Annotated in this window: 27 protein-coding genes; 21 read left to right on the top strand and 6 right to left on the bottom strand. The window is 37.7% G+C overall.

Annotated elements, in window-relative coordinates:
* Positions 1-110 precede the first annotated feature (110 nt).
* Positions 111-1,682 carry an acyl-CoA synthetase MbcS gene (mbcS, locus tag FPQ13_RS04405; protein WP_144088113.1) on the top strand — a complete coding sequence of 524 codons (1,572 nt, stop codon included), beginning with the start codon at positions 111-113 and terminating at the stop codon, positions 1,680-1,682.
* A 53-nt stretch (positions 1,683-1,735) separates the two neighbouring features.
* On the opposite strand, the gene FPQ13_RS04400 is transcribed toward mbcS, so the two are convergent.
* Positions 1,736-2,050: a hypothetical protein gene (locus tag FPQ13_RS04400; RefSeq protein ID WP_144088112.1), complete on the bottom strand. Its 315-nt coding sequence runs from the start codon at positions 2,048-2,050 to the stop codon at positions 1,736-1,738.
* A gap of 35 nt (positions 2,051-2,085) precedes the next feature.
* Complete coding sequence (locus tag FPQ13_RS04395; protein ID WP_186279542.1) at positions 2,086-3,468, bottom strand: alpha/beta fold hydrolase; 1,383 nt, start codon at positions 3,466-3,468, stop codon at positions 2,086-2,088.
* Positions 3,469-3,506: 38 nt separating this feature from the next.
* Here FPQ13_RS04395 and FPQ13_RS04390 point away from each other — a divergent pair, with 38 nt between their 5' ends.
* The 7 genes from FPQ13_RS04390 (at position 3,507) to FPQ13_RS04360 (ending at position 9,942) form a co-directional block, all read left to right on the top strand.
* Positions 3,507-3,803 carry a hypothetical protein gene (locus FPQ13_RS04390; RefSeq protein ID WP_144088110.1) on the top strand — a complete coding sequence of 99 codons (297 nt, stop codon included), beginning with the start codon at positions 3,507-3,509 and terminating at the stop codon, positions 3,801-3,803.
* 331 nt (positions 3,804-4,134) lie between these two features.
* Positions 4,135-4,818: a response regulator transcription factor gene (locus FPQ13_RS04385; protein ID WP_144088109.1), complete on the top strand. Its 684-nt coding sequence runs from the start codon at positions 4,135-4,137 to the stop codon at positions 4,816-4,818.
* Positions 4,815-5,819, top strand: a complete 1,005-nt coding sequence (locus FPQ13_RS04380) for a sensor histidine kinase (protein ID WP_144088108.1) — start codon at positions 4,815-4,817, stop codon at positions 5,817-5,819. The genes FPQ13_RS04385 and FPQ13_RS04380 overlap by 4 nt, the downstream gene beginning before the upstream one ends.
* A gap of 141 nt (positions 5,820-5,960) precedes the next feature.
* Positions 5,961-6,722: an ABC transporter ATP-binding protein gene (locus FPQ13_RS04375; protein ID WP_144088107.1), complete on the top strand. Its 762-nt coding sequence runs from the start codon at positions 5,961-5,963 to the stop codon at positions 6,720-6,722.
* A complete protein-coding gene (locus tag FPQ13_RS04370) occupies positions 6,712-8,682 on the top strand; it encodes an ABC transporter permease (RefSeq protein WP_144088106.1) in 1,971 nt (656 codons plus the stop codon). Before FPQ13_RS04375 ends, FPQ13_RS04370 begins: the two co-directional genes overlap by 11 nt.
* Before the next feature lie 226 nt (positions 8,683-8,908).
* On the top strand, positions 8,909-9,631 hold the full coding sequence (locus tag FPQ13_RS04365; protein WP_144088105.1) for an EAL domain-containing protein: 723 nt from the start codon (positions 8,909-8,911) through the stop codon (positions 9,629-9,631).
* Between the two features lie 122 nt (positions 9,632-9,753).
* The gene (locus FPQ13_RS04360; protein WP_144088104.1) at positions 9,754-9,942 is read left to right on the top strand and encodes a hypothetical protein; all 189 of its coding nucleotides are present in this window, start codon (positions 9,754-9,756) and stop codon (positions 9,940-9,942) included.
* Between the two features lie 210 nt (positions 9,943-10,152).
* On the opposite strand, the gene rpsD is transcribed toward FPQ13_RS04360, so the two are convergent.
* Both rpsD and FPQ13_RS04350 read right to left on the bottom strand, forming a co-directional pair.
* On the bottom strand, positions 10,153-10,755 hold the full coding sequence (gene rpsD, locus FPQ13_RS04355; protein WP_144088103.1) for a 30S ribosomal protein S4: 603 nt from the start codon (positions 10,753-10,755) through the stop codon (positions 10,153-10,155).
* Positions 10,756-10,990: 235 nt separating this feature from the next.
* Positions 10,991-11,473, bottom strand: coding sequence for a GAF domain-containing protein (locus FPQ13_RS04350; protein ID WP_144088102.1), 483 nt, complete (start codon positions 11,471-11,473; stop codon positions 10,991-10,993).
* Between the two features lie 92 nt (positions 11,474-11,565).
* Between FPQ13_RS04350 and refZ the strand changes: the two genes are divergently transcribed.
* The 11 genes from refZ (at position 11,566) to FPQ13_RS04295 (ending at position 20,728) form a co-directional block, all read left to right on the top strand.
* Positions 11,566-12,174, top strand: a complete 609-nt coding sequence (gene refZ, locus FPQ13_RS04345) for a forespore capture DNA-binding protein RefZ (RefSeq protein WP_144088101.1) — start codon at positions 11,566-11,568, stop codon at positions 12,172-12,174.
* Between the two features lie 122 nt (positions 12,175-12,296).
* Positions 12,297-14,000: a septation ring formation regulator EzrA gene (locus FPQ13_RS04340; RefSeq protein WP_144088100.1), complete on the top strand. Its 1,704-nt coding sequence runs from the start codon at positions 12,297-12,299 to the stop codon at positions 13,998-14,000.
* A 15-nt stretch (positions 14,001-14,015) separates the two neighbouring features.
* Entirely contained in the window at positions 14,016-14,336 is a 321-nt protein-coding gene (locus FPQ13_RS04335) for a hypothetical protein (protein WP_144088099.1), read from the top strand.
* A gap of 144 nt (positions 14,337-14,480) precedes the next feature.
* Complete coding sequence (locus FPQ13_RS04330) at positions 14,481-15,617, top strand: cysteine desulfurase family protein (protein WP_144088098.1); 1,137 nt, start codon at positions 14,481-14,483, stop codon at positions 15,615-15,617.
* 4 nt (positions 15,618-15,621) lie between these two features.
* Positions 15,622-16,824, top strand: a complete 1,203-nt coding sequence (thiI, locus tag FPQ13_RS04325; RefSeq protein ID WP_144088097.1) for a tRNA uracil 4-sulfurtransferase ThiI — start codon at positions 15,622-15,624, stop codon at positions 16,822-16,824.
* Between the two features lie 112 nt (positions 16,825-16,936).
* Positions 16,937-17,131 carry an alpha/beta-type small acid-soluble spore protein gene (locus tag FPQ13_RS04320; RefSeq protein ID WP_144088096.1) on the top strand — a complete coding sequence of 65 codons (195 nt, stop codon included), beginning with the start codon at positions 16,937-16,939 and terminating at the stop codon, positions 17,129-17,131.
* A 172-nt stretch (positions 17,132-17,303) separates the two neighbouring features.
* On the top strand, positions 17,304-17,885 hold the full coding sequence (locus FPQ13_RS04315; protein WP_144088095.1) for a DUF2953 domain-containing protein: 582 nt from the start codon (positions 17,304-17,306) through the stop codon (positions 17,883-17,885).
* Positions 17,878-18,345 carry a GerW family sporulation protein gene (gene ytfJ / locus FPQ13_RS04310; RefSeq protein WP_144088094.1) on the top strand — a complete coding sequence of 156 codons (468 nt, stop codon included), beginning with the start codon at positions 17,878-17,880 and terminating at the stop codon, positions 18,343-18,345. Before FPQ13_RS04315 ends, ytfJ begins: the two co-directional genes overlap by 8 nt.
* A gap of 112 nt (positions 18,346-18,457) precedes the next feature.
* Complete coding sequence (locus tag FPQ13_RS04305; RefSeq protein ID WP_144088093.1) at positions 18,458-18,814, top strand: hypothetical protein; 357 nt, start codon at positions 18,458-18,460, stop codon at positions 18,812-18,814.
* 74 nt (positions 18,815-18,888) lie between these two features.
* Entirely contained in the window at positions 18,889-19,878 is a 990-nt protein-coding gene (locus FPQ13_RS04300; protein ID WP_246065340.1) for a class I SAM-dependent methyltransferase, read from the top strand.
* A gap of 31 nt (positions 19,879-19,909) precedes the next feature.
* Complete coding sequence (locus FPQ13_RS04295) at positions 19,910-20,728, top strand: EcsC family protein (protein WP_144088092.1); 819 nt, start codon at positions 19,910-19,912, stop codon at positions 20,726-20,728.
* 55 nt (positions 20,729-20,783) lie between these two features.
* Here the strand turns inward: FPQ13_RS04295 and FPQ13_RS04290 are convergent, their stop codons facing one another.
* On the bottom strand, positions 20,784-21,239 hold the full coding sequence (locus FPQ13_RS04290) for a universal stress protein (RefSeq protein WP_144088091.1): 456 nt from the start codon (positions 21,237-21,239) through the stop codon (positions 20,784-20,786).
* Between the two features lie 148 nt (positions 21,240-21,387).
* Here FPQ13_RS04290 and FPQ13_RS04285 point away from each other — a divergent pair, with 148 nt between their 5' ends.
* Both FPQ13_RS04285 and ald read left to right on the top strand, forming a co-directional pair.
* A complete protein-coding gene (locus FPQ13_RS04285; protein ID WP_144088090.1) occupies positions 21,388-22,158 on the top strand; it encodes an SDR family oxidoreductase in 771 nt (256 codons plus the stop codon).
* A gap of 69 nt (positions 22,159-22,227) precedes the next feature.
* Positions 22,228-23,349 carry an alanine dehydrogenase gene (ald, locus tag FPQ13_RS04280; protein WP_144088089.1) on the top strand — a complete coding sequence of 374 codons (1,122 nt, stop codon included), beginning with the start codon at positions 22,228-22,230 and terminating at the stop codon, positions 23,347-23,349.
* A 59-nt stretch (positions 23,350-23,408) separates the two neighbouring features.
* Here the strand turns inward: ald and FPQ13_RS04275 are convergent, their stop codons facing one another.
* Positions 23,409-24,497, bottom strand: coding sequence for a M24 family metallopeptidase (locus tag FPQ13_RS04275; RefSeq protein ID WP_144088088.1), 1,089 nt, complete (start codon positions 24,495-24,497; stop codon positions 23,409-23,411).
* Positions 24,498-24,521: the final 24 nt, after the last annotated feature.

Below are 24,521 nucleotides of genomic sequence, written 5' to 3'. Positions count from 1 at the left end.
AACGATGGATGATTATATATAAGTTTAAATTCTTTTTAATTATTTAATTTAAAATATTCACAAATTTTGATATAATAATACAACATAATTAGAAAGGGAGTTGGAACTAGATGAACAAAACAGATTTAATTGCCCCTGCAACTTACAACATTGTATCTGAAATGGAAAAATATGCTGATGGTTCTAGCAAAAAAGCAATCGTTTGGTTGGATGAGGAAGGTAACCGAGAAGAGTGTACGTATGATGATTTAATGAAAAATGTAAATAAAATTGGAAACGCTTTTACGAAAAATGGTCTTCGTAGAGGAGACAAAGTCCTCGTCATGATACCACGCTTAATTAAAGCGTATGAAGTATATCTTGCTGCATTGAAAACGGGAATTATTATCATACCAAGCTCGGAAATGTTGAAGGAGAAAGATTTACAGTATCGTGTGAGTCACAGTGAAGCAAGGGGTGTCATTTCTTATTATCCTTATGTTGATCAATATAAAGGATTGGAAGAATACGATCAATTGGTGAAGTTCTCTGTCGGTCAAGCTGTTGAAGGTTGGAACTATTTAGATGAATTAATGGCTGATGAATCGGATGAGTTGACAATGGCCAATACGGAAAGAGATGACATTGCATTTTTACCTTACACATCAGGAACAACCGGTAATCCAAAAGGTGTCGTTCATACACATGGATGGGGTTATGCTCATTTAAAAACGGCCGCTCCGAATTGGTTGTCCATTAACGAGGGAGATAAAGTTTGGGCTACAGCAGGACCAGGTTGGCAAAAATGGGTTTGGAGTCCATTTCTCTCTGTATTAGGTTCAGGAGCAACTGGTTTTGTTTATAATGGAAAGTTCAAGCCAAACACTTATTTAACACTATTACAAGATGAGAAAATCAATGTGCTATGTTGTACACCGACAGAATATCGTTTGATGGCTAAAGAAGACAACTTGGACCAATATGACCTGTCTTCATTGCATAGTGCTGTATCTGCAGGCGAACCATTAAACGTTGAAGTCATCAACACCTTTAAAAAGTATTTTGACATTACCGTACGCGATGGATATGGTCAAACTGAAAACACTCTACTGCTAGGATTCATGAAAGATATGGAAGTTAAGCCGGGTGCTATGGGTAAGCCCACACCAGGAAATGATGTTGATATTATTGATGATTTAGGGCAACCGGTAAAGGCAGGAGAAGTAGGGGATATCGCCGTTAAACTGGATACGCCAGCTCTTTTCCGTGAATATTACAAGGATCCTGAACGCACAGCGGCGTCAAGACGTGGAAATTATTACGTGACAGGTGACCAAGCATCTAAGGACGAAGAAGGTTATTATTGGTTCGAAGGTAGAAGCGATGATATCATCATCAGTTCTGGTTATACAATCGGACCATTCGAAGTTGAAGATGCTCTTGTGAAGCACCCAGTTGTTCAAGAATGCGCAGTTGTGGCCAGCCCACATGAAGTTCGCGGAAATATTGTCAAAGCATTCGTTGTGTTGAAGGGTGGAAATGAACCTTCTGAAGAATTGGTTAAAGAACTACAAGATCATGTGAAGAATTCAACAGCGCCATACAAATATCCAAGAGAAATCGAATTTATTGACGATTTACCAAAAACGACTTCAGGAAAAATTAGACGAGTGGAATTACGGAAGCAAGAAATGAATAAGTAAAATAACTTGAGCTCCGTCCTTTTAAAAAGACGGAGCTCACTTTGTACTTTAGCTTACCAAAACCAACCTCTCAACCGAATACTTTCATAAAGGTCAGTGTACATTAAATTGGCTTCAAGCAGATGAACGTAATTTTTTTCAAATCGTCGCACTAATGCCTGGTTCGCTTTCCCATCAAATTGGTGTTCGATCTGCCCCATAATTTCACGATGGTTTCTAGAGATTGGCTTGATGTCATAAATGTTGTTCAATTGTGCTTTCATCTCATTAACCATAGATTCCAACTCGCTACGAATCTGTTCTTTCATCATCTCTTTTTGTCTTTTCTTTTCTAAATATTCTTTCCACCAATCAACGACTTCATCCATAGGATTATCACCTCTTTCACCAAACTAATCAATCGTTAAAATTGCAACCATTGAGCCAGCAATCGATCGGATTCCTCAAAATTATCACCCATTTTTTTCATGTGATGAGCAATCTCACCCGTATCTTGCGAGGAATTACCTAATTTCTCAATCAAATCTTCAACTTTTTCGGTATCAACCAATTTCGGAGAACCATTTGAATGAATAGCGGTTAACTCACGAAATATTTCTTCGACGTGAGAGGCATTTAATTGATCATAGTTTCCGATTCCTGTAACACCCATATATCGATTTTTGACTTCATTCATATTCGATACATAGTTATCTAGAAACATTGCTAATAGCTTACGAGCAGAATCGATTTTTTCAACACTATTTTCTACATCATTAGCAAAACTTTTCATTAATTCGGATTGAATTTGTATGTGAAAATCATGAACGCCTTGGTTTTTTAACGCTAGAGGGGATAGGGTGACCTGACTTTGAATCATTTCGTCATATAGAACGCTCGCTAAAAAGTATCCATCCTCTGTATACAGCGATTGATCTGTGAAGTTAACAATCCCATGGGAATCTAACCCTTTGCCACCTTGGGACGGATCATCCATATAGTATTGCGATCCGATGGAATGTTCGTAATACGTACCGACAAGGTCATCGGGATACGTATAAGAAATAATGTTATCTTTATATTCGCCAGCCATTGCACGTTCTTGATCTTCTTTTGGTAAAATATCAAATACATCTGCTGCTGCGAACGTGACGGCATGTGAATCATATTTCACGGCATAGAACTCAGCCAACCCTCCGCCTAAAGAATGACCGACAAATGTAATTTGATCGGCGCCATGCTGCTCAACATATTTATTGACTACCTCATCCGCTTCCGTAAATTGGTTTTTGTTCAAATAACTAATCGTTCCGTCATTAGCATTAATTTTTGCTCTACCACTGGCGAGTGCTGCATTTTGTGCAGGGGAACCGTTAACCTTTGTTTTCCCGTATTCTTTTTTGGTATAATTCGAGTTACCGAGGATAATACCGTTAATATCTTCCTTGATGTCTTTTGCAAGTTCATCGTAACCAGTTTTGGTTTCATATACGATGTTACCATCCTTGAGTTTTGCACTACCACCAGCCAGTCTGGCATCTTGAGATGGGGAGCCCACATACTTCTGTTCGACTTCAACACTTTTTGGTGTCTCGGTTCCCCGAAAACTAATGACGATATCTTCGGTTTCAGGATTTTGCAATACGTAACCTCGTAAACCTGTGTCTTCATCTATGATGTCGTCGATTTTATTCCAAGTGATTCCGTCTCCAACTCTAATTTTTACATAATCTATGTTATCTCTGTATGTTTGCGCAGAAATAACACTAGCTTCATGATCTGATATAGAAGACGATGAAAGACTCATATAGCTCATCCTTTTCAAACTTATTGGAGGTGAATATTTTGAAAAAATTGAAAGTAGGTATTATTCCAATTTTAGTTATCATTATACTATTAGGAGGTTGCCAAGTGAATCAAAATGGTGAATTCAGTGACGAAAATACAAATGAAATTCATGATTCTGTTAGGGAATACTTATTACAAGAATATGAGGATGGTAGTCAAATAGAATTAAAGAAACCCTACAGAGGGGAAATGGGCAGCATCTTCGTAGATGGAACGATTAATGATGAACAAAAATTTAGTGCAACCTTAAATGAAGATTATTCGGTTTCTTCAATTGCTTTTATGAGTGATTGATTTTTGACTTTACTTGTTTTAATGAGGAAGCTTTAAAAAAGAAATGATTGATGAATTATCTTTTCATCAATAACTGTGTTGAAATCAAATCTAAAGAAGAATTAAAGGCACAATTAAACTGATCGCATGGTTATCAAACTCCTTACCAAGCTGTGGTAAGGAGTTTTAAAAATATTCGGCTACTGAATCCCATACATTCACTTGTCGAATAAAAAAACAGTCGATATAATTAACTAAAGTTAATCTTTATCATTAGACGGCAGAAGACTCCATCCTCAATAACTCGACAGCGATTTAGGTGGAAGTAGTTCAAGAAACTGTAGGTGACACGATGAAAATATTAGTAATCGAAGACGATAGAAGCTTATTCAATGAAATAAAAGAAAGGCTTTTACAATGGTCTTATGAAGTGTATGGGATTGAAGACTTTTCAAATGTGATGGAAGAATACAGCAGCATTCAACCGGAATTAATTATCATCGACATTCAATTACCGAAATTTGACGGATTTCATTGGTGCCGAATGATTCGGTCAACGTCAAGTGTACCTATCATCTTTTTATCATCACGTGACCATCCGACCGACATGGTCATGTCCATGCAGCTAGGTGCCGATGATTATATTCAAAAGCCATTTCACTTTGACGTGTTAATTGCCAAAATTCAAGCTATTCTTCGTAGAGTCTACAATTATAATAATGATCAAGTTCAAATAAAAACATGGGCTGGTGCAACGATTGATTTTGAGAAAAGTATGGTGTCCACGAATGAAGCGTCCATCGAGTTAACAAAAAACGAAGCTTTTATATTGAAAGAACTACTGGAAAAGAAAAACAATATCGTTACAAGAGAAGAATTAATTCATCGTTTGTGGGATGACGAACGATTTATAAGTGACAATACGTTAACTGTTAATGTGAATCGCTTACGCAAAAAGTTAGACGAGATTGGGCTCGGTGAATATATTGAAACGAAAGTCGGACAAGGCTATTTGGCGAAGGAAGGCACAGAATGATTTTGAAATACATAAACGAACGGAAAAGTTGGATCAGTGTGTTTGTTCTTTTTGAATTGCTTCTTCTGTTTATGGCTTACTTGGATCAGAATTGGCCACTCAGTTCTGTCACATATTTTGTATTTTTGACCTCAGTCATCTTCGTCTTTTTTCTGATCATTCGTTATTTACGAGAATCGAAATTTTATAAATCTATGGACAATCAATCAGCCGAACTGGATACATCGGAAATACCAAAGCCTTTTACGCCTTTTGAGAAAGTGGTTGCACATCGACTGAACCAACAGTTTGACAAATTAAGATCAATGGAGACAGAAAACCGAATTCAACTGGAAGAAGAAAAAGACGAACTGCTATCATGGATTCATGAAATAAAAACACCATTAAGTGCAATGAATTTAATCATTGATCGCATTGAAAACCCTACTTTAAAATCAGACTTAGACTATGAATGGCTGCGCATCCACATGTTGCTTGATCAACAGCTACACCAGAAACGGATTGCTGTTATTGAAAGCGACCTGTACATGGAAGAAATTTTACTTGAATCGTTGATTAATGAAGAGATTCGTAAAATGAAATCATGGTGTATTTACAAGAGCATTGGTTTTGATATCGACTTACAAGAAGAAACGGTTTTGACAGATGTTAAATGGCTCTCCTTTATCCTCAGGCAATTGTTATCTAATGCCGTTAAGTATAGTGAAGAATCCGATATATACATACAAAGTAAACAACAGAATGGCCAAGTTATTCTTTCAATACGAGATGAAGGCCAGGGGATTTTGTCAAAAGACATACCGAGAATATTTGAAAAAGGATTCACTTCGACGGTGCAGAAAGATCACGGGGCAACTGGTATGGGTCTGTATTTGGCGAAACAAGCCGCCGAATCTTTGCATATTAAACTCGAGGTAGAGTCAAAACCAACGTTTGGTACGACGATTACGTTAATCTTTCCGAAGAAAAATGAAGTAGTCGATTTATGGGATTCTCGCTAATTATTAACGATTCACGTGATTAACCTAAACAGCATGTGACAAAAATGTCATATGCTTTTTCTGTTTTGTTCGTTAAAACACAGGAGACTACATGATTGTCACGATACAATAAAGATAGAAATGACGAGAGGGGAATCAATCATGCACTTATTGAAAGCTCAAAAAATTTATAAAAGTTTCGGAAACAAATTCAACCGTACGGAAGTATTAAAAGGAATCGATTTTACCATTGATCAAGGGGAATTCGTAACAATTATGGGGCCTTCAGGATCAGGTAAAACGACGTTATTAAATGTATTGTCATCAATTGATCAAGCGAGTCACGGAACAATAACGATAGACGGTCACATCATTACAAATATGAAATCGAAAGAGCTTGCTGAATTTAGAAAGCATCATTTAGGTTTTATTTTTCAGGAATACAATTTACTGAATACACTAACCGTCAAAGAAAATATTTTGCTTCCATTATCAATACAAAAAGTATCCAAACAACAGGCAAATGAAAGGTTCGACTTGGCTGCAAAGGAATTGGGGATCTATGAACAACGGAATAAGTATCCAAGTGAAATTTCCGGCGGTCAAAAACAGAGAACATCTGCAGCACGGGCGTTCATTCATCAACCGAGTATCATTTTTGCGGATGAACCAACGGGTGCACTTGATTCAAAAGCCGCTTCAAACTTATTGAACAAAATGGTTGAAATGAATGAGAAACACCAAGCAACCATCTTAATGGTTACGCACGATCCGGTGGCGGCCAGTTATAGTGATCGTGTTGTTTTGTTGAAGGATGGAGAAGTGTATTCTCAATTAAACAAGGGAGATGAAGACCAACAACTATTCTTCAAAGATATTGTGAAAACGCAAGGCGTGTTGGGCGGGGTGCAACATGAACGTTAATCAATTGATTTATCGAAACTTGAAGAATAACCTAAAAAATTATTATTTGTACGTATTTGCTTTAATTTTCAGCGTATCCATCTATTTTGCATTTGTAACACTTCAATACGATGCTTCTATGGATCCAGCTACTGGAACGATCAAGGGGCAAGCAGCAGTCAGAGCAGGTACAATCGTTTTAATCCTAATTGTTAGTGTGTTTTTAATTTATGCGAATAACCTATTTATTAAACGGCGGAGCAATGAGATTGCATTGTTTCAACTGATTGGGATGACAAAGGGGAAGGTTTTCCGACTGTTAACGATAGAAAACTTAATCCTTTATCTTGTGTCACTAGCAATTGGAATTGGTGTTGGATTTTCAATTTCTAAATTAATGGTTATGATCGTTTATAAATTGACCGATGTAAACGATATTGCGACGCTGCATTTTTCTACGGAAGCGCTTAGTCAGACGCTGATCGTCTTTAGTGTCATTTACTTACTCATTATGTTCGTCAATTATTTGTTTATTAAAAAAGAAAGTATTCTATCCTTATTTACGATTCAACAGTCGACGGAAATGAAGGTGAAGAGACTATCGATTTTTCAAGTATTACTTGGTCTGTTAGGTATTGGTTTCATCATTTCCGGTTATGTTGTTTCCCAACAGCTATTTAGTGGAGACTTTGGTACAGTCAATGAACTGTTCTATGCGATGGCATTTATTTTAGGGGCAGTTATATTGGGGACATACCTTTTTTATAAAGGCTCCGTCACTTTTATTTTGCAATTGATACGGAAAAGCCATAAAGGTTACTTATCAATTAATCAAGTTCTATCAATATCCTCGATTATGTTCAGAATGAAATCGAATGCTTTATTGCTGACAATTATTACGACAGTGTCAGCACTTGCAATCGGGTTACTAAGTTTAAGTTATATCTCTTACTATTCAGCGGAGAAACAAGCAGAGAATTTTGTTATCAATGATTTCTCTCTAGTAAATGAAGAAAGCTATAACCAATTCACATCAATCTTAGAAGAAAACAATATCGATTATCAGGTAAATCAAATCGAAGTATTCAACGTCGAATTAGATGCATCAGGTATTATGGATTTTAACTATAATGAGGACGCTTCGGTGACAATGGATCCAAGTGAACTACAATTACCTATCGTCAGTGATGAATCAATAGAGGGAATTGATGTGGATGAAAACCACTTTTTACTATCCGGTTATTCAGACTTTCTCCAACGATTTATGTCATTTAAAAATTCAGGGGAAGCAACGCTTAAAACGAAAAGCGAAGAATTCTCAATGAAATTTCTAGGATTGAATCGTGAGTATTATGTATCTAGTTACTTTACAAATGGTGGCGGAATGCCAATCGCTATTGTAGATGAAGCGAAATACGAACAATTAAAAGCGGATCTGGACCCTGAATTGCAACATCGATCACAAGATGGTGGTGCTATAACCTTCAGAGGTGTCGACGTTAGTGAGCGGGACATCGAGAAAGCAAATGAGCTTTTTCTAACCGAAGAAATAGACCAATGGGCAGGAAATGATTCACAACAAAACATGGCTAGAAACCAAAAGATGAATATGGGCTTAATCATGTTTATCGTCGGATTTCTAGGTCTTACATTTTTAGTAACATCCGGTTGTATATTATATTTCAAGCAAATGGATGAAAGTGAAAATGAAAAACCGAGTTATACGATTTTGAGAAAATTAGGCTTTACACAATGGGATTTAATAAAAGGGATTCAGCTCAAGCAATTTTTCAACTTTGGAATACCTTTATTCGTCGGACTGCTTCATAGTTACTTCGCTGTTCAGTCTGGTTGGTTTTTCTTTGGTACAGAAGTATGGACACCAATGCTCATTGTCATGAGCTTATATGCGGTTCTTTATTCATTGTTTGGCCTCTTATCCGTATTGTATTATAAGAAAATTATTCAAGAAGCTTTATGATCTATTTTAAATGATGATAAGCCCCGTCATTGTAAACGAATGACAGGGCTTATTTTTGAACATCAAAACAATCACTCGTTAAGAAAAATCGGGAATTCTTTGTTAAACACTGGGCTGTTCTTGTCGATATATAAACTGTAACGGAAAATTTCATAGTAATGTACGACGAGTTTCGATATACTAAAACTATACAAGACAATTTAATGCATAAGGACGGAAATGTTCAGTGACATACATAAAAGAAATTTCTCCAATAAAAAAACTTAATATATTTCATGTTTTCCAACCCATCATAAATTTGTCGAACGATGAAATTATCGGGTTCGAAGCACTGATCCGTTCGGAAGAAATACCGAATCCAGAGGTGCTTTTTCAGAAAGCTAAAAACGAAGGGTTGCTATATGAATTAGATATGTTATCCATTCGTATGGCATGTGAAACATTTAAGAAGGATTGCTTACAAGAGGAGTGTAATACATCCACTCTTTTTATTAACATTTTTCCATCGACGCTATGTCATCAGAATTTTTATGAAGAGTTTATTGAAATCATTGAGAAAGTTTCATTGGATTTTCAAAACATCGTAATTGAAATTAACGAAAAAGAAAATACAAATATGTACAAACTTAATGAGAATATTCAACAGCTAAAACAGGTTGGGTTTCGCATAGCTTTAGACGATTTAGGTAAAGGGAATAGTTTTGTTAACAGTATGGAAATTGATACCCATATTGCAAAAATCGACCGTTTTTATGCAATGAACTTGAATGAGAGTTCGAAAAAGAAATTATTTATTCAGTCGATCATGAAATCTTTCCCGACGGATATTTTTATCGTATTGGAAGGGATTGAGACTGAAGCGGATTGCCAAGTAGCGAAAAAGTTAGGTATTCATTATGGTCAAGGCTACCATTTTGGTCGACCTGGACCTATAAAGAATTTTATATAAACGGTTTAGTTGGGTCACCTTCTGTTAATTAAAAGACATACAAATGAAAAAATGGTCTCATCAATTAATATATAGATATGTTATCATTAAAGTAAACAGAAGACATTTAGGGAGGCCAATCGATGTACTTTTATCTTTTCCTCATAATGGTTATTTCTATTATTGCACTCATATTTACCTTCATGATTGGTAATAAAGGAAACAAAGATTATAATTTATACAAAAGTTTTTCTAGTTTGTCCGTCATGTATGTTATTTTGATTCCTTTAATTATCGTTTTTGGATTTATTGGTTGGTATTTATTTCTCTAGAAAATTTATACCATTACATAAACAGAAGGACAATGATCCCTATGATGTTGATGTTATTTAATGTCATAGGGATAATTTGTTAATCGAATACCAAATGAGTCCATGGTGGATGATTCTACTGTAATGCAAAATTTATTCATTTTTAATATAAAAAACTCTCGGACTTTATTAAAAGTTCGAGAGTTTTTCGTTCAAAGTTTTTAAAGCTAATTAACGAGAGTAGTACTCAACGATTAGCGCTTCGTTGATTTCAGAAGGCATTTCTTCACGCTCTGGGTAGCGGTTGAAGGTAGCTTCTTTCTTGTCAGCATCGACAGTTAAATACTCTGGTACAAAGTTATTTACTTCGATTGCTTCAACGATAATGTCAAGGTTTTGGGATTTTTCTTTCAACCCAATAACTTGACCAGGTTTCACACGGTAGGAAGGAATATCAAGACGGCTTCCATCTACAGTGATGTGACCGTGGTTTACAAGCTGACGAGCTTGACGGCGTGTGCGCGCAAAGCCAGCACGGTAAACAAGGTTATCCAAACGAGATTCTAGTAAGATCAAGAAGTTCTCACCATGAACACCTTTCATGTTACCTGCAATAACAAACGTGTTGCGGAATTGACGTTCAGTAATTCCGAACATATAACGTAGTTTTTGCTTCTCTTGAAGCTGTAAACCATACTCGGAAAGCTTTTTACGCTGTGTAGGACCATGTTGGCCTGGTGCGTAAGGACGTCTTTCCAATTCCTTTCCAGTTCCGGTTAAAGAAATACCGTAACGTCTGGATTTTTTCCAGAGAGAGCCTGTGAATCGTGACACGAGCTTCTCCTCCTTTTATATTGTATTTGCATAAAATAGTAACAGTGTGTCCCTCAGTCACCATGCGTATTTTGCTTTCATGTATCTTCGCTCCAGCAGCAGAGAGTTACGGGATACACCTCACATTGGAGGTACAAAATACAACATAGCTGGTACACATAGGCTGCTCTTTATTTTACACAAAGACCATTATAAGCGTAATACCTATTACCGTCAAGGATATTTACTAGAAAGTTTAATCTATAAAAGGGATGAGTGTATTGACGAATTCTTCGAGATATTTTTGATCTATTTCATCAAAACGATTTTTAATTGGACTGTCAATATCTAATACGCCGTATACCTCGTCCTTTATAATAATCGGAACAACAATTTCGGACTGGCTTCTGGCATCACACGCAATATGACCTGGGAACTGATTCACATCAGCTACCAATTGTGTTTTTCTAGTCTGGGAGGCTGTTCCACAAACACCTTTACCATCTGCAATCCGAACACAGGCAGGAAGTCCTTGAAACGGCCCGAGAACTAATTCATAATCTCTCATAATATAAAATCCGACCCAGTTCACTTCATCCAAAAACTGATTCAGTAGCGCACTTGCGTTGGATAAATTGGCGATGACATCTTTTTCACCTTCCAATAAACTAGCAAGTTGCTTAATCAGTAGTTGATAATTTTCTTCTTTCGTTCCGTTATAAGAAATTGTTTCAAACATATGTAATTCTCCTTTTTGTCGTAATCTCCCGAAATAAATGAGAAGGTTTTTCAATCATTCTATCGAATGGTATAATAATATGAGGTGATTTCATGTCAGAGAAAAGTTCTAGAGAGAAAATAATGGAATCTGCTGCAGAATTATTCTACTATAATGGCTTTAAAGGGACATCAATTCGAGCAATCACAGCGCGAGCAAATGTCAATGTTTCTTTGATCAGTTATTATTTTAAAAATAAACAAGGATTACTTGAAACGATGACTGTCGACTATTATGAACGCTATTTAGAGTTAGTCGAAAATTTACTTGAAGATCGCCAAGATGATCAGCCAGCAGAACGTATTTTGAATGTAATTGAAGAAATTATACAATATAAGTATGAGAACTTTCAATTTACTTGTTTTATTCAACGTGAATTATCGCTAGATAATATTTTCATTAGAGAAATGTTTTCTACTTATGTCGCAAAAGAACGATATTTAATGAATGAAATGGTGAATACAGTGGCAAATGTATTGGAATTAAAAGGGGCTTCAAAAGACGCCTTACATATTCAATTAAAAAGTTTACTGAATGCGCCGTTCATGTATGCAAATGATTGGCAAAAGGGGTATGCATGGGACCAAAGTAGTCAATCATTTATCCGAGCATACATTGAAACATTCAAAAAATGGCTGCCGTTATCCGAACATTCGACATAAAAACCGATAAACGGGTAAGTTTTTATATAAAATGCTTAAAATTTTAGCCAATTATTGTTTAAACATGCTATCATATAGAAATAAAGATAGGATTCACGAGTCGTGAGGTTGGAGGGCTTCTGATGGAACTGATTTTAACAATTTTAATCATCATTGTTGCATTTATTTCGGTTGGTGTTTTTATGAGGCGGAAGGTATACCAACGTGTAGATGCATTAGAGGAAAAGAAAGTCTATTTGATGAATCGTCGAGTAGCGGAAGAATTGGGTAAAATCAGGCACCTCAATCTATCTGGTGAAACAGAGGAGCTGTTTGAATCCTGGCGGGAAGAATGGGATGAAATCAATCATCAAACATTTGGCTCGTTAGAAGATCAATTACTCGCTTCAGAGGAAGCTGCTGAGAAATATCGATTCCGAAAAGCATTCCTCGTATTACAATCCGCTGAAGAAACGTTAAATCAAGTTGAACATACAATTGATGACATTTTTGCAGAAGTGGAACGGTTGCTTCATTCCGAACAAAACAGTAGAGAAGAAGCAAAAAAGGTAAATCCACGAATTAAAGAAGTTCGTAAAAAAGTGTTGGAAAACGGCTATCAACTCGGTAAAGCAGAAGTCGTCTTTGAAGTTGAGTTAGATGAAATCGAAGCTGAGTTGGCTCGATTTGAAGAGTTGAGTGACGAGGGTAATTATACTGAAGCTCAATCATTGGTCCATGACTTGCAGGCTCGTTTAAATGAGATTGAACGGAAATCTAATGAGTTTCCTGAGTTGTATAGAGCATGTAAACAGTCCCTTCCGGAAGAGTTGGATCACTTGCAAAACGGCTTGCGTGAAATGAGAGATGAAGGCTTCCGAATCCAACACCTCGGTGTCGATAAAGAAGTTAATTTATTACATGAAACGTTACTTGCTTTAATTGAGCAATTGAACCAAGGAAATGACGATGGAGTCAGTGAAAAATTAGCCGAAGTAGAATCCAGAATTAAAGAAATCTACGATGATCTTGAAAAAGAAGCAATGGACAAAAAATACGTAGTAGAACATATTCCGAAAATGGATGAACAATTACAGCAAGCTAAGGAAACATTTGAGATCACAAAAGAAAATGTTGCTGCAGTGCAAGAGAATTATCATTTGAATAGCGAAAAGCAAGAAAAACAAAAAGAACTTGAACAATTAATCAATGAATTAGATCGAGCAGCTGTTGAAATTAATCAAACCCTCGAAGACGAAAACAAACCATTTTCAACGGTCCGGACGTCAATTGAACAATGGTTCACGCAGTATGAAGCATGGCAAGAGCCACAACAAGCATTTGATCATTACCTTCACAATCTGAGAAAAGACGAACTTGAGGCTAGAGATCAAATATCAGAACTGAAACATCAAATTCTTGTCGTTAAACAAAAATTGCACAAACACAATTTGCCTGGCGTGCCAAATTATTTAGTCGAACTTGTGAACCAAGCACGAGAGCTGATCGAAAAAGGGCATGAAAATATTGAAGAGCAACCACTCGATATGGATAAAGCTGCTGAATTATTGAATGAAGCGGAAAAATGTGTTAAAAAAGCGGTTGAGCAAACTGACTTACTTATTGAACAAGCAACACTTGCTGAACGAGTGATTCAATATGCGAATCGGTACCGCAGTCAATACCCGATTTTAGCTGCGAATATCGCAGAAGCAGAAGCGGACTTCCTCGATTATGAATATGAACGCGCATTGGAAAAAGCCGGTCAGTCTTTAGAAGAAATTGAACCTGGTGCGTTGAAACGAATTGAAGAATTCGTCGGAGCAGAAGAGTCATCGGTTTCTTAAATAGGAGCGTGAACAATGGGGAAACGTTTTGTAATCATTAGCAGTGTTGCCTGTGTACTGACATGGTCAGTTGTCTTGCTTGTTTTATTGAATATGAATGATGATGTTATACAAGTTTCATTTTTGAATGAGACAGCTGAAACGAATATATCGGAAAAAGAATATGTATCACTGATTGAAAGTGAATCAGTTGTTACCGCTCAAGGTCAAAATGAATCAACATCGAATAAAACAGTCGATCAATACGATAAAAAACAACAATTCACTGATGGCGTACCGATCGATGAGCTGTTACATTGGTTAGAGATTGAACAAGAAGCCGTTCCTTCTTCATGAGGAACGCTTCTTTTTTTGGAATTGACACCTAAGTAATCGTTTAACTTTTTATCGATTTTCTTAGTAGTCAGTCTTGTTAATCGGTGAGTTTTTGTTAATATACTAAGGTGGAAATAACGTTGAGTTTTTAAAGGAGTACGGAAGATGATTTATTTAGACAATAGTGCAACGACAAAACCAGATGATTCTGTCGTTCAATCCTATACAAAAGTGGCGACCGATTTTTTTGCTAATCCTTCGTCTATACACATCGCTGGAGGAGAAGTCGAAAAATTGGTGAGCGAATCACGGAAGCAAATCGCTTCGTTACTGGGGATTCATGAAAGAGAAGTCTATTTCACGTCTGGTGGCACAGAAAGCAATAATATGGCCATTCAAGGAATTGCTTATGCACATAAAAAACGAGGGAACCATATTATTACGTCAACAATCGAACATCCATCTGTTTTAGAAACATGTCAGCAACTAGAACGAGAAGGGTTCCAGGTCACCTATCTTCCTGTTAATAAGACGGGGAAGATCTCGGTTGATGAGTTAAGACAATCGATTCGTAAAGATACGATATTAGTTACACTCATGCACGTGAATAACGAAATTGGAAGCATTCAGCCAATCGAGCAGGTAGCAGAATTGCTGAAAGAATGGCCAACCACACATTTTCATGTTGATCATGTACAAGGTTTTGGAAAGGTTTCGCTTCCTTACTGGCATGAAGGTATTGATTTAATATCGATTTCCGGACATAAAATTCATGGGTTAAAAGGTACAGGTTTATTATTGAAACGAAGAGGTTTAACATTACAGCCATTGCTATATGGTGGCGGTCAGCAAGATACCCTTCGTCCTGGAACTGAAAATCCAGCGGGTGCCGTGTCACTGGCAAAAGCGATGCGCTTAGCGTTAGAACAGAAAAAGAATTATCCAACCATTACAACATTGAATCAAATATTACGGAGTCGTTTGAAAGATATTCCTAGTGTGCGTATTAACTCGCCAGACGATGCCATCGCCAACATCTTGAACTTTTCTGTGTTAAAGTTCAAACCAGAAGTACTCATCCATGCGTTAGGCGAGGAAGGAGTTATGGTTTCGACTAAGTCAGCTTGCTCATCCAAACAAAATGAACCAAGTCATGTACTTTTAGCCTGTGGTTTTGATACAAAAGAGACGGCTGCTGCCATTCGTGTTAGTATGCATATGAACCAGTCAAAAGAAGATATTGAGACGTTTCTCGTTGTTTTACATGAAAAAATAAAAAATATTGAAAAATTAATGGGGTAATTTTATGGAATATAATCATTTATTAATACGATACGGAGAGTTAGTGCTGAAAGGGAAAAATAAAAAGCACTTTATTCAAAAGTTGGAAAATAATATGCGTAAAGCGTTAATCGATTTTCCGAATACGAAAATACAAGCAAAAAGAGATCATATGTATATTTTGTTAAACGGTGAGTCTGCTGAAGGTGTCAGTGATGTATGTAAACAAGTTTTCGGTATCCACTCTTTTAGCTTAGCGTTGAAAGTTGAAAATGAAAAAGAAGCGATTAAAGAAGCTGCCTTGGCTGCACTTGAAAAAGAATCCGGCCAAACATTTAAAGTGACAACAAAGCGACCGAATAAAAGTTTTCCAATTTCATCACAAGAGATGAATCAAATTCTCGGTGGCCATCTACTCAGTAATACTGAAGGATGGGTGGTTAATGTTCACAAACCCGATGTTGAAGTACGAGTCGAAATAAGAAAAGATGCAACGTATATTACATCGTCAAAAACTGCTGGTAAAGGCGGTATGCCTGTCGGTACAGCCGGCAAGAGCTTATTGTTAATGTCAGGAGGAATCGATAGCCCTGTTGCTGGTTATCTAGCGATGAAGCGGGGCGTTGAGCTTGAAGCGATTCATTTTCATTCGCCACCGTTCACAAGTGAACGTGCGCGTCAAAAAGTTGAAGATTTAGCCGAAAAATTAACGCGTTTCGGCGGGAAAATCACACTTCATATCATTCCATTTACAGAAGTTCAGCAAAAAATTCATAAAGAAATGCCCGAAAATTACGGAATGACAATTATGCGTCGGATGATGCTTCGAATTAGTGAAATGGTCGCGGAAAAGCGTGATATTTTATCAATGATTACCGGTGAAAGTCTTGGCCAAGTTGCGAGTCAGACAATGGAAAGCATGCATACCATCAATGAAGTAACAAATTACCCAGTTTTGAGGCCACTAATCTCGATGGATAAATTAGATATTATCGATATTTCAAAGGAAATTGATACGTATGAGATCTCAATTCGTCCATATGAAGATTGTTGTACGATTTTTGTACCAAAACAGCCGAAGACGAAACCACGTCGCGAAAAAGTAAATGCATTTGAATCAAATGTTGATTTCACTGAAGAGTTACAGCGTGCTGTCGATGGTATGGAAACGGTAGAATTTGAAGGGTCGCGGTTTTCTAAAGCTGACGTTTACAATGACTTGTTTTAAAAGGTTATTATCTTACGATTAAACGATACCTAATCCATACCTTTATTTCCATGATTTACACAGTATTGATTTCCTCCTTTGAACCACAATAGGTAACGAGGAGGTGATAGGAATGGCAAACCAAAACTCAAACCAATTAGTTGTACCTGGAGTTCAAGCAGCTCTAGACCAAATGAAAGTTGAAATCGCGCAAGAGTTTGGTGTTCAGCTAGGTCCAGATTCAACATCTCGTTCAAACGGTTCTGTTGGAGGCGAAATCACAAAACGTCTTGTACAACAGGCTCAACAACAAATGTATGGAAAATAATTAGTAAAAAAAGTTTGACTAAAAGCTGTTCCCGGTTTCATTTATTGAAGCTGTGGAACAGCTTTTTACTGTTATGAGCCAGATTTAGTGAGTTAGAGACTGATATGACTATGTTTGCTGGCATAGTTTTCTTCCTATTGGATTATCCTAAGTATTTGAGGAGGCAAAGCCGATGGGTTTTTGGATTGGGTTAGGAGTTTTCACGATAATTCTTTTTTTATTTATTTTATGGCTATTACATAAACATGTTGTGATATCTCTACGACTCGTTTATTCCGAGGATGAAAAAGCTGCCAACATAACCATTACAGTGTTGTTCGCGAATTACGAAAAGACGATCAACCTTCCACAAGGTGAGCAATTGCTGGACCAATTAGCAATCCGGTTGAACAATTATCAAAAACAAAAGACGCTTCATTATGATCATTATCGAAAAGCATACGAGCAATTAATGGAAATAGCCGCTTCATCGGTAATGAATGAGTTTAAATGGAAAACTGTATATGGTTTAAAAAACGCAAATGAAACGGCTATCCTTTATGGGATCGGTTATTCGGTCAAATACGCCCTTTTCCATAGTGTCAATCGATGTGTAAAATCCTCGGCTAAGCCAGAAATCCATATCGAACCTAATTTTCAACAACCAGAATTCGAAACGAACTTCTCTTGCATATTCTTTGCTCCTCTCGGTCACATTATAGGTAACTTAAGAAAATTGAAATCGATTGTTAATGAGGTGGACAAATATGAGTGAGGAACATCCGATTCAGGATTTGATGACAACAGCGTTGGACAGTATTAAAGATATGGTCGATGTAGATACGATTATTGGCGATCCGATTGAAACACCTGACAAGACAACGATTATTTTACCTGTTTCAAAAGTGGGATTCGGTTTTGCTTCAGGTGGAAGTGAGTTTGACAATTCCTCAGGCTCGAGTGATTCAGATTCATCGTCTCAATCTTTACCATTCGGAGGTGGAGCAGGTGGCGGCGTGTCCATTACACCAATTGCATTTCTGATTGTTAGGCCTGGTGATATTCAAATGGTTCATATGAATGACCAAACCCATTTAATGGAGAAGCTCCTTGAATTGGCACCAATGGCTGCTGATTATATAAAAAGCTTTATTCAAAATCAAGGTGGACACCAGAACAGTCATCAATCCAAGGATCAACAAGGGCCGCCACCTTCAGCTCCTGAACAATCCTAACATCGGAAAATCTAAATATTAAAGAGCTTGGGACGACGATGGGTTAGATGACGATTGTCGTCCTCGTGTTTTATGAAAAGCTTTATTAAAGTCCGTTGTTGATAATTCACTATTGGTTTTTTACGATTTATTGGCGGGTTCGCTCAATTTATCGGCGGGTTTATCGGCGGGTTCGCTCAATTTATCGGCGGGTTTGCTCGGTTTATCGGCGGGTTTGCTCGGTTTATCGACGGGTTTGCTCGGTTTATCGGCGGGTTCGCTCAATTTATCGACGGGTTTGCTCGGTTTATCGGCGGGTTCGCTCGGTTTATCGGCGGGTTCGCTCGGTTTATCGGCGGGTTATCTAGATTTATTGGCGGCTCTTCTCAATTTATCGGCGGCTTCACATAGTTTTATCGCTTGGACGCTTTTCGCATATCATAGGACGTGTGCGGTTTTAGCGGTGGTTCGCCCCCAATGTGATGACTAAACTGCTTATGATTAGGAAAAGACCTTGTTTCTCTGCTAAAATAAACAGAGATTGTTTGAAGCGGAGGAATGAACATGGCAGAACAAATGGAACGTGTGGAGCGACTATTCGATTGGATCGATCAAACGACAAAAATAATTGAGAGTGAAGAGTCTGTTCCTTATTTAGAAGCATTAATTGCTTCCAGCGGACTTTTATTCGACCCTCAATTGCCAGAAAATATGAAGTCTACATATGAAGAAAGTTTAGTCAATCAATTGAATAGTATCGATCTACAAGATTTTTCTATGGAAGAACGACGCAAAGCGATGCAGATTGCAATCTTGAAAGGGATGAAAGGTGCAACGCAACAACACCATTATGTAACACCGGATACAATTGGAATATTGATGGGCTATTTAATCGAAAAGTTTATGGATGGTAAATCCGAATTCCGTATGTTTGACCCGGCAGTTGGAACAGCAAACTTTCTATTAGCTGTATTGAATCAACTGAAAAATAAGCAAGTAGAAGCGTTCGGAAGTGAAGTCGATCCAACGTTGATGCGTTTGGCATATAATCATACGAATTTGCAGGAAAGAGAAATTGAATATTTCCATCAAGATAGCTTAAAACCAATTCTATTGGAGCCGGTTGATGTTGTCTTGTCTGATTTGCCTGTTGGTTATTATCCGGATGACGAGAATGCCCAAGGCTTTCAACTGAAAGCTGAAGAAGGCCACTCGTTTGCACATCATTTATTTATCGAACAAAGTTTAACCTATACGAAACCTGGTGGCTATTTATTTTTTCTTATTCCAAACTTCTTGTTTGAAATGGATAAAGATAAAAAGCTAAATCAATTTCTCGCTGAAGAAGCGTACATTAATGGGGTATTGGAACTACCTCCATCTTTATTTAAAGAAGAAAAGCAAGGAAAAAGTATTTTGATTTTGCAAAAGAAAGGGAATGATGCGAAGAAGCCGAGAAAATTTATGTTGGCCCAGCTACCATCTTTCAAAGATGCACAAGGTATGAATCGTACGATTGATCAAATCAATGAATGGTTTGCGAATGATCGATAGAAGAGATGAAACCGAAATCGGGAGTGATTAAATGGGAGAAGAACGAGTCTTACGTGAGATTGACCGTTGGGTAAATGAGATGTCCAGTTATGAACTCAATGATTTTGAGAAACTGTATGATGAATGGATGATACAATACTTCTCTAAGTTTCCAGAATCAATAAAGAAAAGTTTCTTTGAATCGATTGATCAATGGTTTTTATTTACGTATACTTTCTTGCAAAATACGAATAGTCAAACTGAGGCGACACAACGAATTTTGCAAATTGCCCGTACGTATGACGAAAACATAGAGCGAATTGAAGACTTGCAGGAGCTGTCAATTGAGAAGCTGACCTATTTAGCCGATCAGCAAGTAGCGAAAAATCGCGTATATAGCTTTGCACAAGGTGGCATTACTGGTGCGGGTGGTTTTCTACTGTTGGCTGCTGATTTGCCGTTAATTGTAGCGCTGAACTTGCGCAGCATCCAACTGATTGGGTCTTCATTTGGTTATAATTTGAACAATCCGATTGAAATGTTAATTGCATTGAAAGTTTTTCATGCCGGTTCATTACCAAAACGTTTGCAAGGCGCAGCGTGGGAAGATTTGAAAGAGCAAGTGAAAGAGCTGGAATCCGTTATGAAGAACAAAGACTTACTGACGGACGAAACTTGGTTGAACCAACCGATTCGTCAGCTCTTTAAAACACTTTTCATTGTCGGTTTCCGCAAGAAACTATTCCAAGGAATTCCGCTTGTCAGCGTAGGAATAGGTGCTGCTTATAATTACAAGTTAGCGAAACAATTGACCGATTTTGCGAAACGATTCTATCAGTATCGATTGATTCAAGATCGTCAATCGCAGTGATGAATCAACAAAAAAAGGCCTAATGAGAAGTAAATCTCATTTAGGCCATTTTTCATTATTCTTCATTGTCGACAGATGAGCGAACGACAAGCACATCCATCGTTGCGAAGCGTGTAATATGTTCAGAGACGCTTCCAATGAAGAAACGTTCAACGGTGTTTAACCCTGTTGCCCCACAAATGATGAGATCAACATTGTTTTTAGGTGCAATTTCTTTTGGGATTTTTACTTTTGGTGAACCGCTTTCGAGAATGGTTTCGACATGCTGGCAGTCAGCTTTCTCTGCACGTTCCTTATAATTATTGACCAATTGCAATCCATCATTTTGAATTCGTTGTGAAATTCCTTGATCATAAGCTTCAATAGAAGAGTAAGCTCTTGTATCAATTACGTGGGTAATAAATAACTTGGCATCATTCCGTTTGGCAATCTCAACCGCTTTTTTAAATGCTAATTCAGACGTTTTAGAACCGTCGACCGCGACAAGAATCTTATGATACTTCATTGCCATGTGAACACCTCCAACGAATTTTCATTCTATATTTATTATATCATTATTTGAATCAAAATGAAACGCAATGCGTATAGGACGATCATTGCTTTTATATGTATTGTTCGTGTTAAAATGAAAGATATGTAAATGTAGTTATATGAGGTGAATAATAGTGCGACATGTGTTAATTACTGCAGGTTCAAAAGGTCTAGGAAAAATGATGACCGATTATTTTTTGAAAAAGGGTTATAGTGTTACGGCAACGTACCGTTCAGATAAGGAACGGGCAGACCAATTAGTCGAGATTTACAAAGATAAACAAGACCGACTGCAAGTGTTGCAATTAGATGTTACGAATAAAAAACAAATCGATGAGGTCGTTGACCAAGCAGTGAATCGCTTCGGCCGGATTGATTGCTTTGTGAGTAATGCAGGACCTTACATTTTTGAACGAAAAAAATTAGTCGACTATGAAGAAGAAGAATGGAATCAAATGGTCAATGGGAATTTGGATGTTTCATTTTACTTTTTGAAAAAAATTATTCCATTGATGCGTAGTCAACAATTTGGACGTGTTGTATTTTTAGGTTTCCAAGGCGTGAACAATACGCCAGGTTGGATTTATCGCTCAGCGTTTGCTGCAGCAAAAGTGGGAACGGCTTCATTGATGAAAACAGTTGCATTAGAAGAAGCAGAATATGGGATTACTGCGAATATGGTCGCTCCAGGCAATATTACCGGTGAGATGAAAGAAAGTCCGATTGAAGAAAGTCGCCAAGTCGCTGAAACCGAAACACCAATCGGTCGACCTGGAACAGGAGAAGATATTGCACGAACGGTCGGTTTTTTGTGTGAGGATGATTCCGACATGATTACAGGCTCTGTCATTGAAGTAACCGGAGGGTTAGATGTTATTCACCGTCATTTAACAAAATAGTTTCACATTTTAGAAAGCTAATGATATATTTGAATGAGATACATATCTATTTGCTAGGAGGGGTGGGGTATGAGAATTGGTGTACCCAGAGAAATTAAAAATAATGAAAACCGCGTCGCTTTGACACCAGCTGGCGTTGTGTCTTTTGTAGAACAAGGACATGAGGTTTATGTAGAAACGAATGCGGGTGAGGGTTCGAATTTTACCGATGACCAATATGCTGAAGCGGGAGCTACGATTGTTTCAACCGCGAAAGAAGCTTGGGGACAAGAGATGGTCATGAAAGTAAAAGAACCATTAGAAGAAGAATTCGATTATTTTTATGAAGGACAAATTCTTCTAACATTCCTTCATTTGGCGAATGAGCCAGAAGTAACGAAAGCTCTGATCGACCGGAAAGTAGTTGGTATCGCTTACGAGACGGTTCAATTACCGAATGGCGCATTGCCGCTACTGACACCGATGAGCGAGGTTGCTGGTCGTATGGCCTCACAAATCGGTGCACAGTTTTTGGAAAAAACAAAAGGTGGTAAAGGCGTTCTCTTAGGCGGAATTCCAGGGGTTGTACCAGGGAATGTCACTGTCATTGGTGGCGGCGGTGTCGGAACGGGAGCTGCGAAAATTGCAGTCGGTTTAGGTGCAAATGTAACGATGATGGATGTGAATGCTGCAAGACTTCGTGAGCTGGATGACTTGTTCGGCAACCAAGTGAATACCGTTATGTCGAATCCTTTAAACATTGAGCATGCGGTAGCAAATTCAGATTTAGTCATCGGAGCTGTTTTGATTCCAGGTGCTAAAGCGCCGACATTAGTAACAGAAGCAATGGTGAAGAAAATGTCACCGGGCTCTGTCATTGTTGATGTCGCTGTTGACCAAGGTGGAATTTTTGAAACCATCGATCGGGTGACGACACATGATAATCCAACGTATGAAAAACATGGTGTTGTTCATTATGCTGTAGCGAACATGCCTGGTGCTGTGCCACGTACTTCAACCATTGGTCTCACAAACGTTACGGTTCCATACGCTTTACAAATCGCGAATAAAGGATATAAAAAAGCGTGTGAAGAAAATGAGACGTTACGTAAAGGAATTAATACATTGGATGGCTATTGCACATTTGAAGCAGTTGCAGAAGCACATCAATTGGACTTTAAAGATGTCAATGAGTTGTTAGCAACAAAATAAAAATAATAGAAGCTGTCCATCGTTGATTCGTGACGATGGACAGCTTTTTAATCGCACGGTTAAAGTTGGATAAGTTCTTTTGTGAATGTGGTTAACGTCTCTGCGCCTCGTTCTGTGACAAAAACATCATCCTCAATACGAACTCCACCAACACCCGGTAAATAAATTCCCGGTTCAATTGTGTAACACATACCTTGTTGAAGGAGGGATTCATTATTCGAAGCGAGTGATGGGAATTCATGCACTTCAATACCTAACCCATGTCCGATCCGGTGCATAAAATATTCACCATATCCGGCTGCTTCAATCACCTCACGTGCAGCACGGTCAATTTTACCGAGAGGAACTCCAATTTGGCTAACTTCTAGCGCTTTCTTTTGTGCGTTTAATACGGTTTGATAAATCTCTTTTTGTTGATCGGATACTTCACCAATAGCAACTGTTCGAGTTATATCTGAGCAATAACCTTTATGGACAACACCTAAATCCATTAACACAAAGTCGCCCGATTTCATCTTTGTTAAATCCGGATTTCCATGTGGTGCTGCCGATTTTTCACCTGTCAAAACAGTCGTACCGAAAGACATTTCCCGAATGCCTTCTTTTTTGAGCGCATACTCAATCTCTGCAATAAGTGAAAGCTCAGTTTGTCCGACCGCAATATGCTTTGTTGCCGTTTCAATCGCAAAGTCGGCATATTCAGCGGCTTCTTTTAAATAACGGTATTCTTGGTCGTCCTTAATTAAACGGATATTATTTAAGATTGCTTGTCCATCGACTAATTCAGCTGTATGAAAAACTTTTTTCAACTGCTCAAATCGATTCACATTTAATACTTCTTTTTCGATCGCTAGACGGTTAATACCACTTGCTCCCGAGAGTTTTTGTTTCAATAGTTCCCACGGATTTTCGTGATCACCATAATAGATGACATCCTCTGTAAAACCAGCATTTTTCACATCTTCTTTCTCAAGTGAAGGGCAAATCAATAAGATATTTCCGTGAATATCTACATACAAAGCAAGTAAACGCTCATGGGCTTCTGCGTAAATATTTGTGTAATAATACAAATTTGCCTTGGAAGTCATAAAGACAGCGTCCATTTGTTTTTTCTTTAATTCTTTTGTCAGTTGTTCAATCCGTTTCATTTCATCACCTCTGAATTTTTGTTC

This window comes from Allobacillus salarius, assembly GCF_007559425.1.
GTDB classification, from domain to species: domain Bacteria; phylum Bacillota; class Bacilli; order Bacillales; family Alkalibacillaceae; genus Allobacillus; species Allobacillus salarius.
The sequence above is the reverse complement of the archived record's forward strand: the minus strand, read 5'-3'. Positions and strand labels throughout refer to the sequence as shown.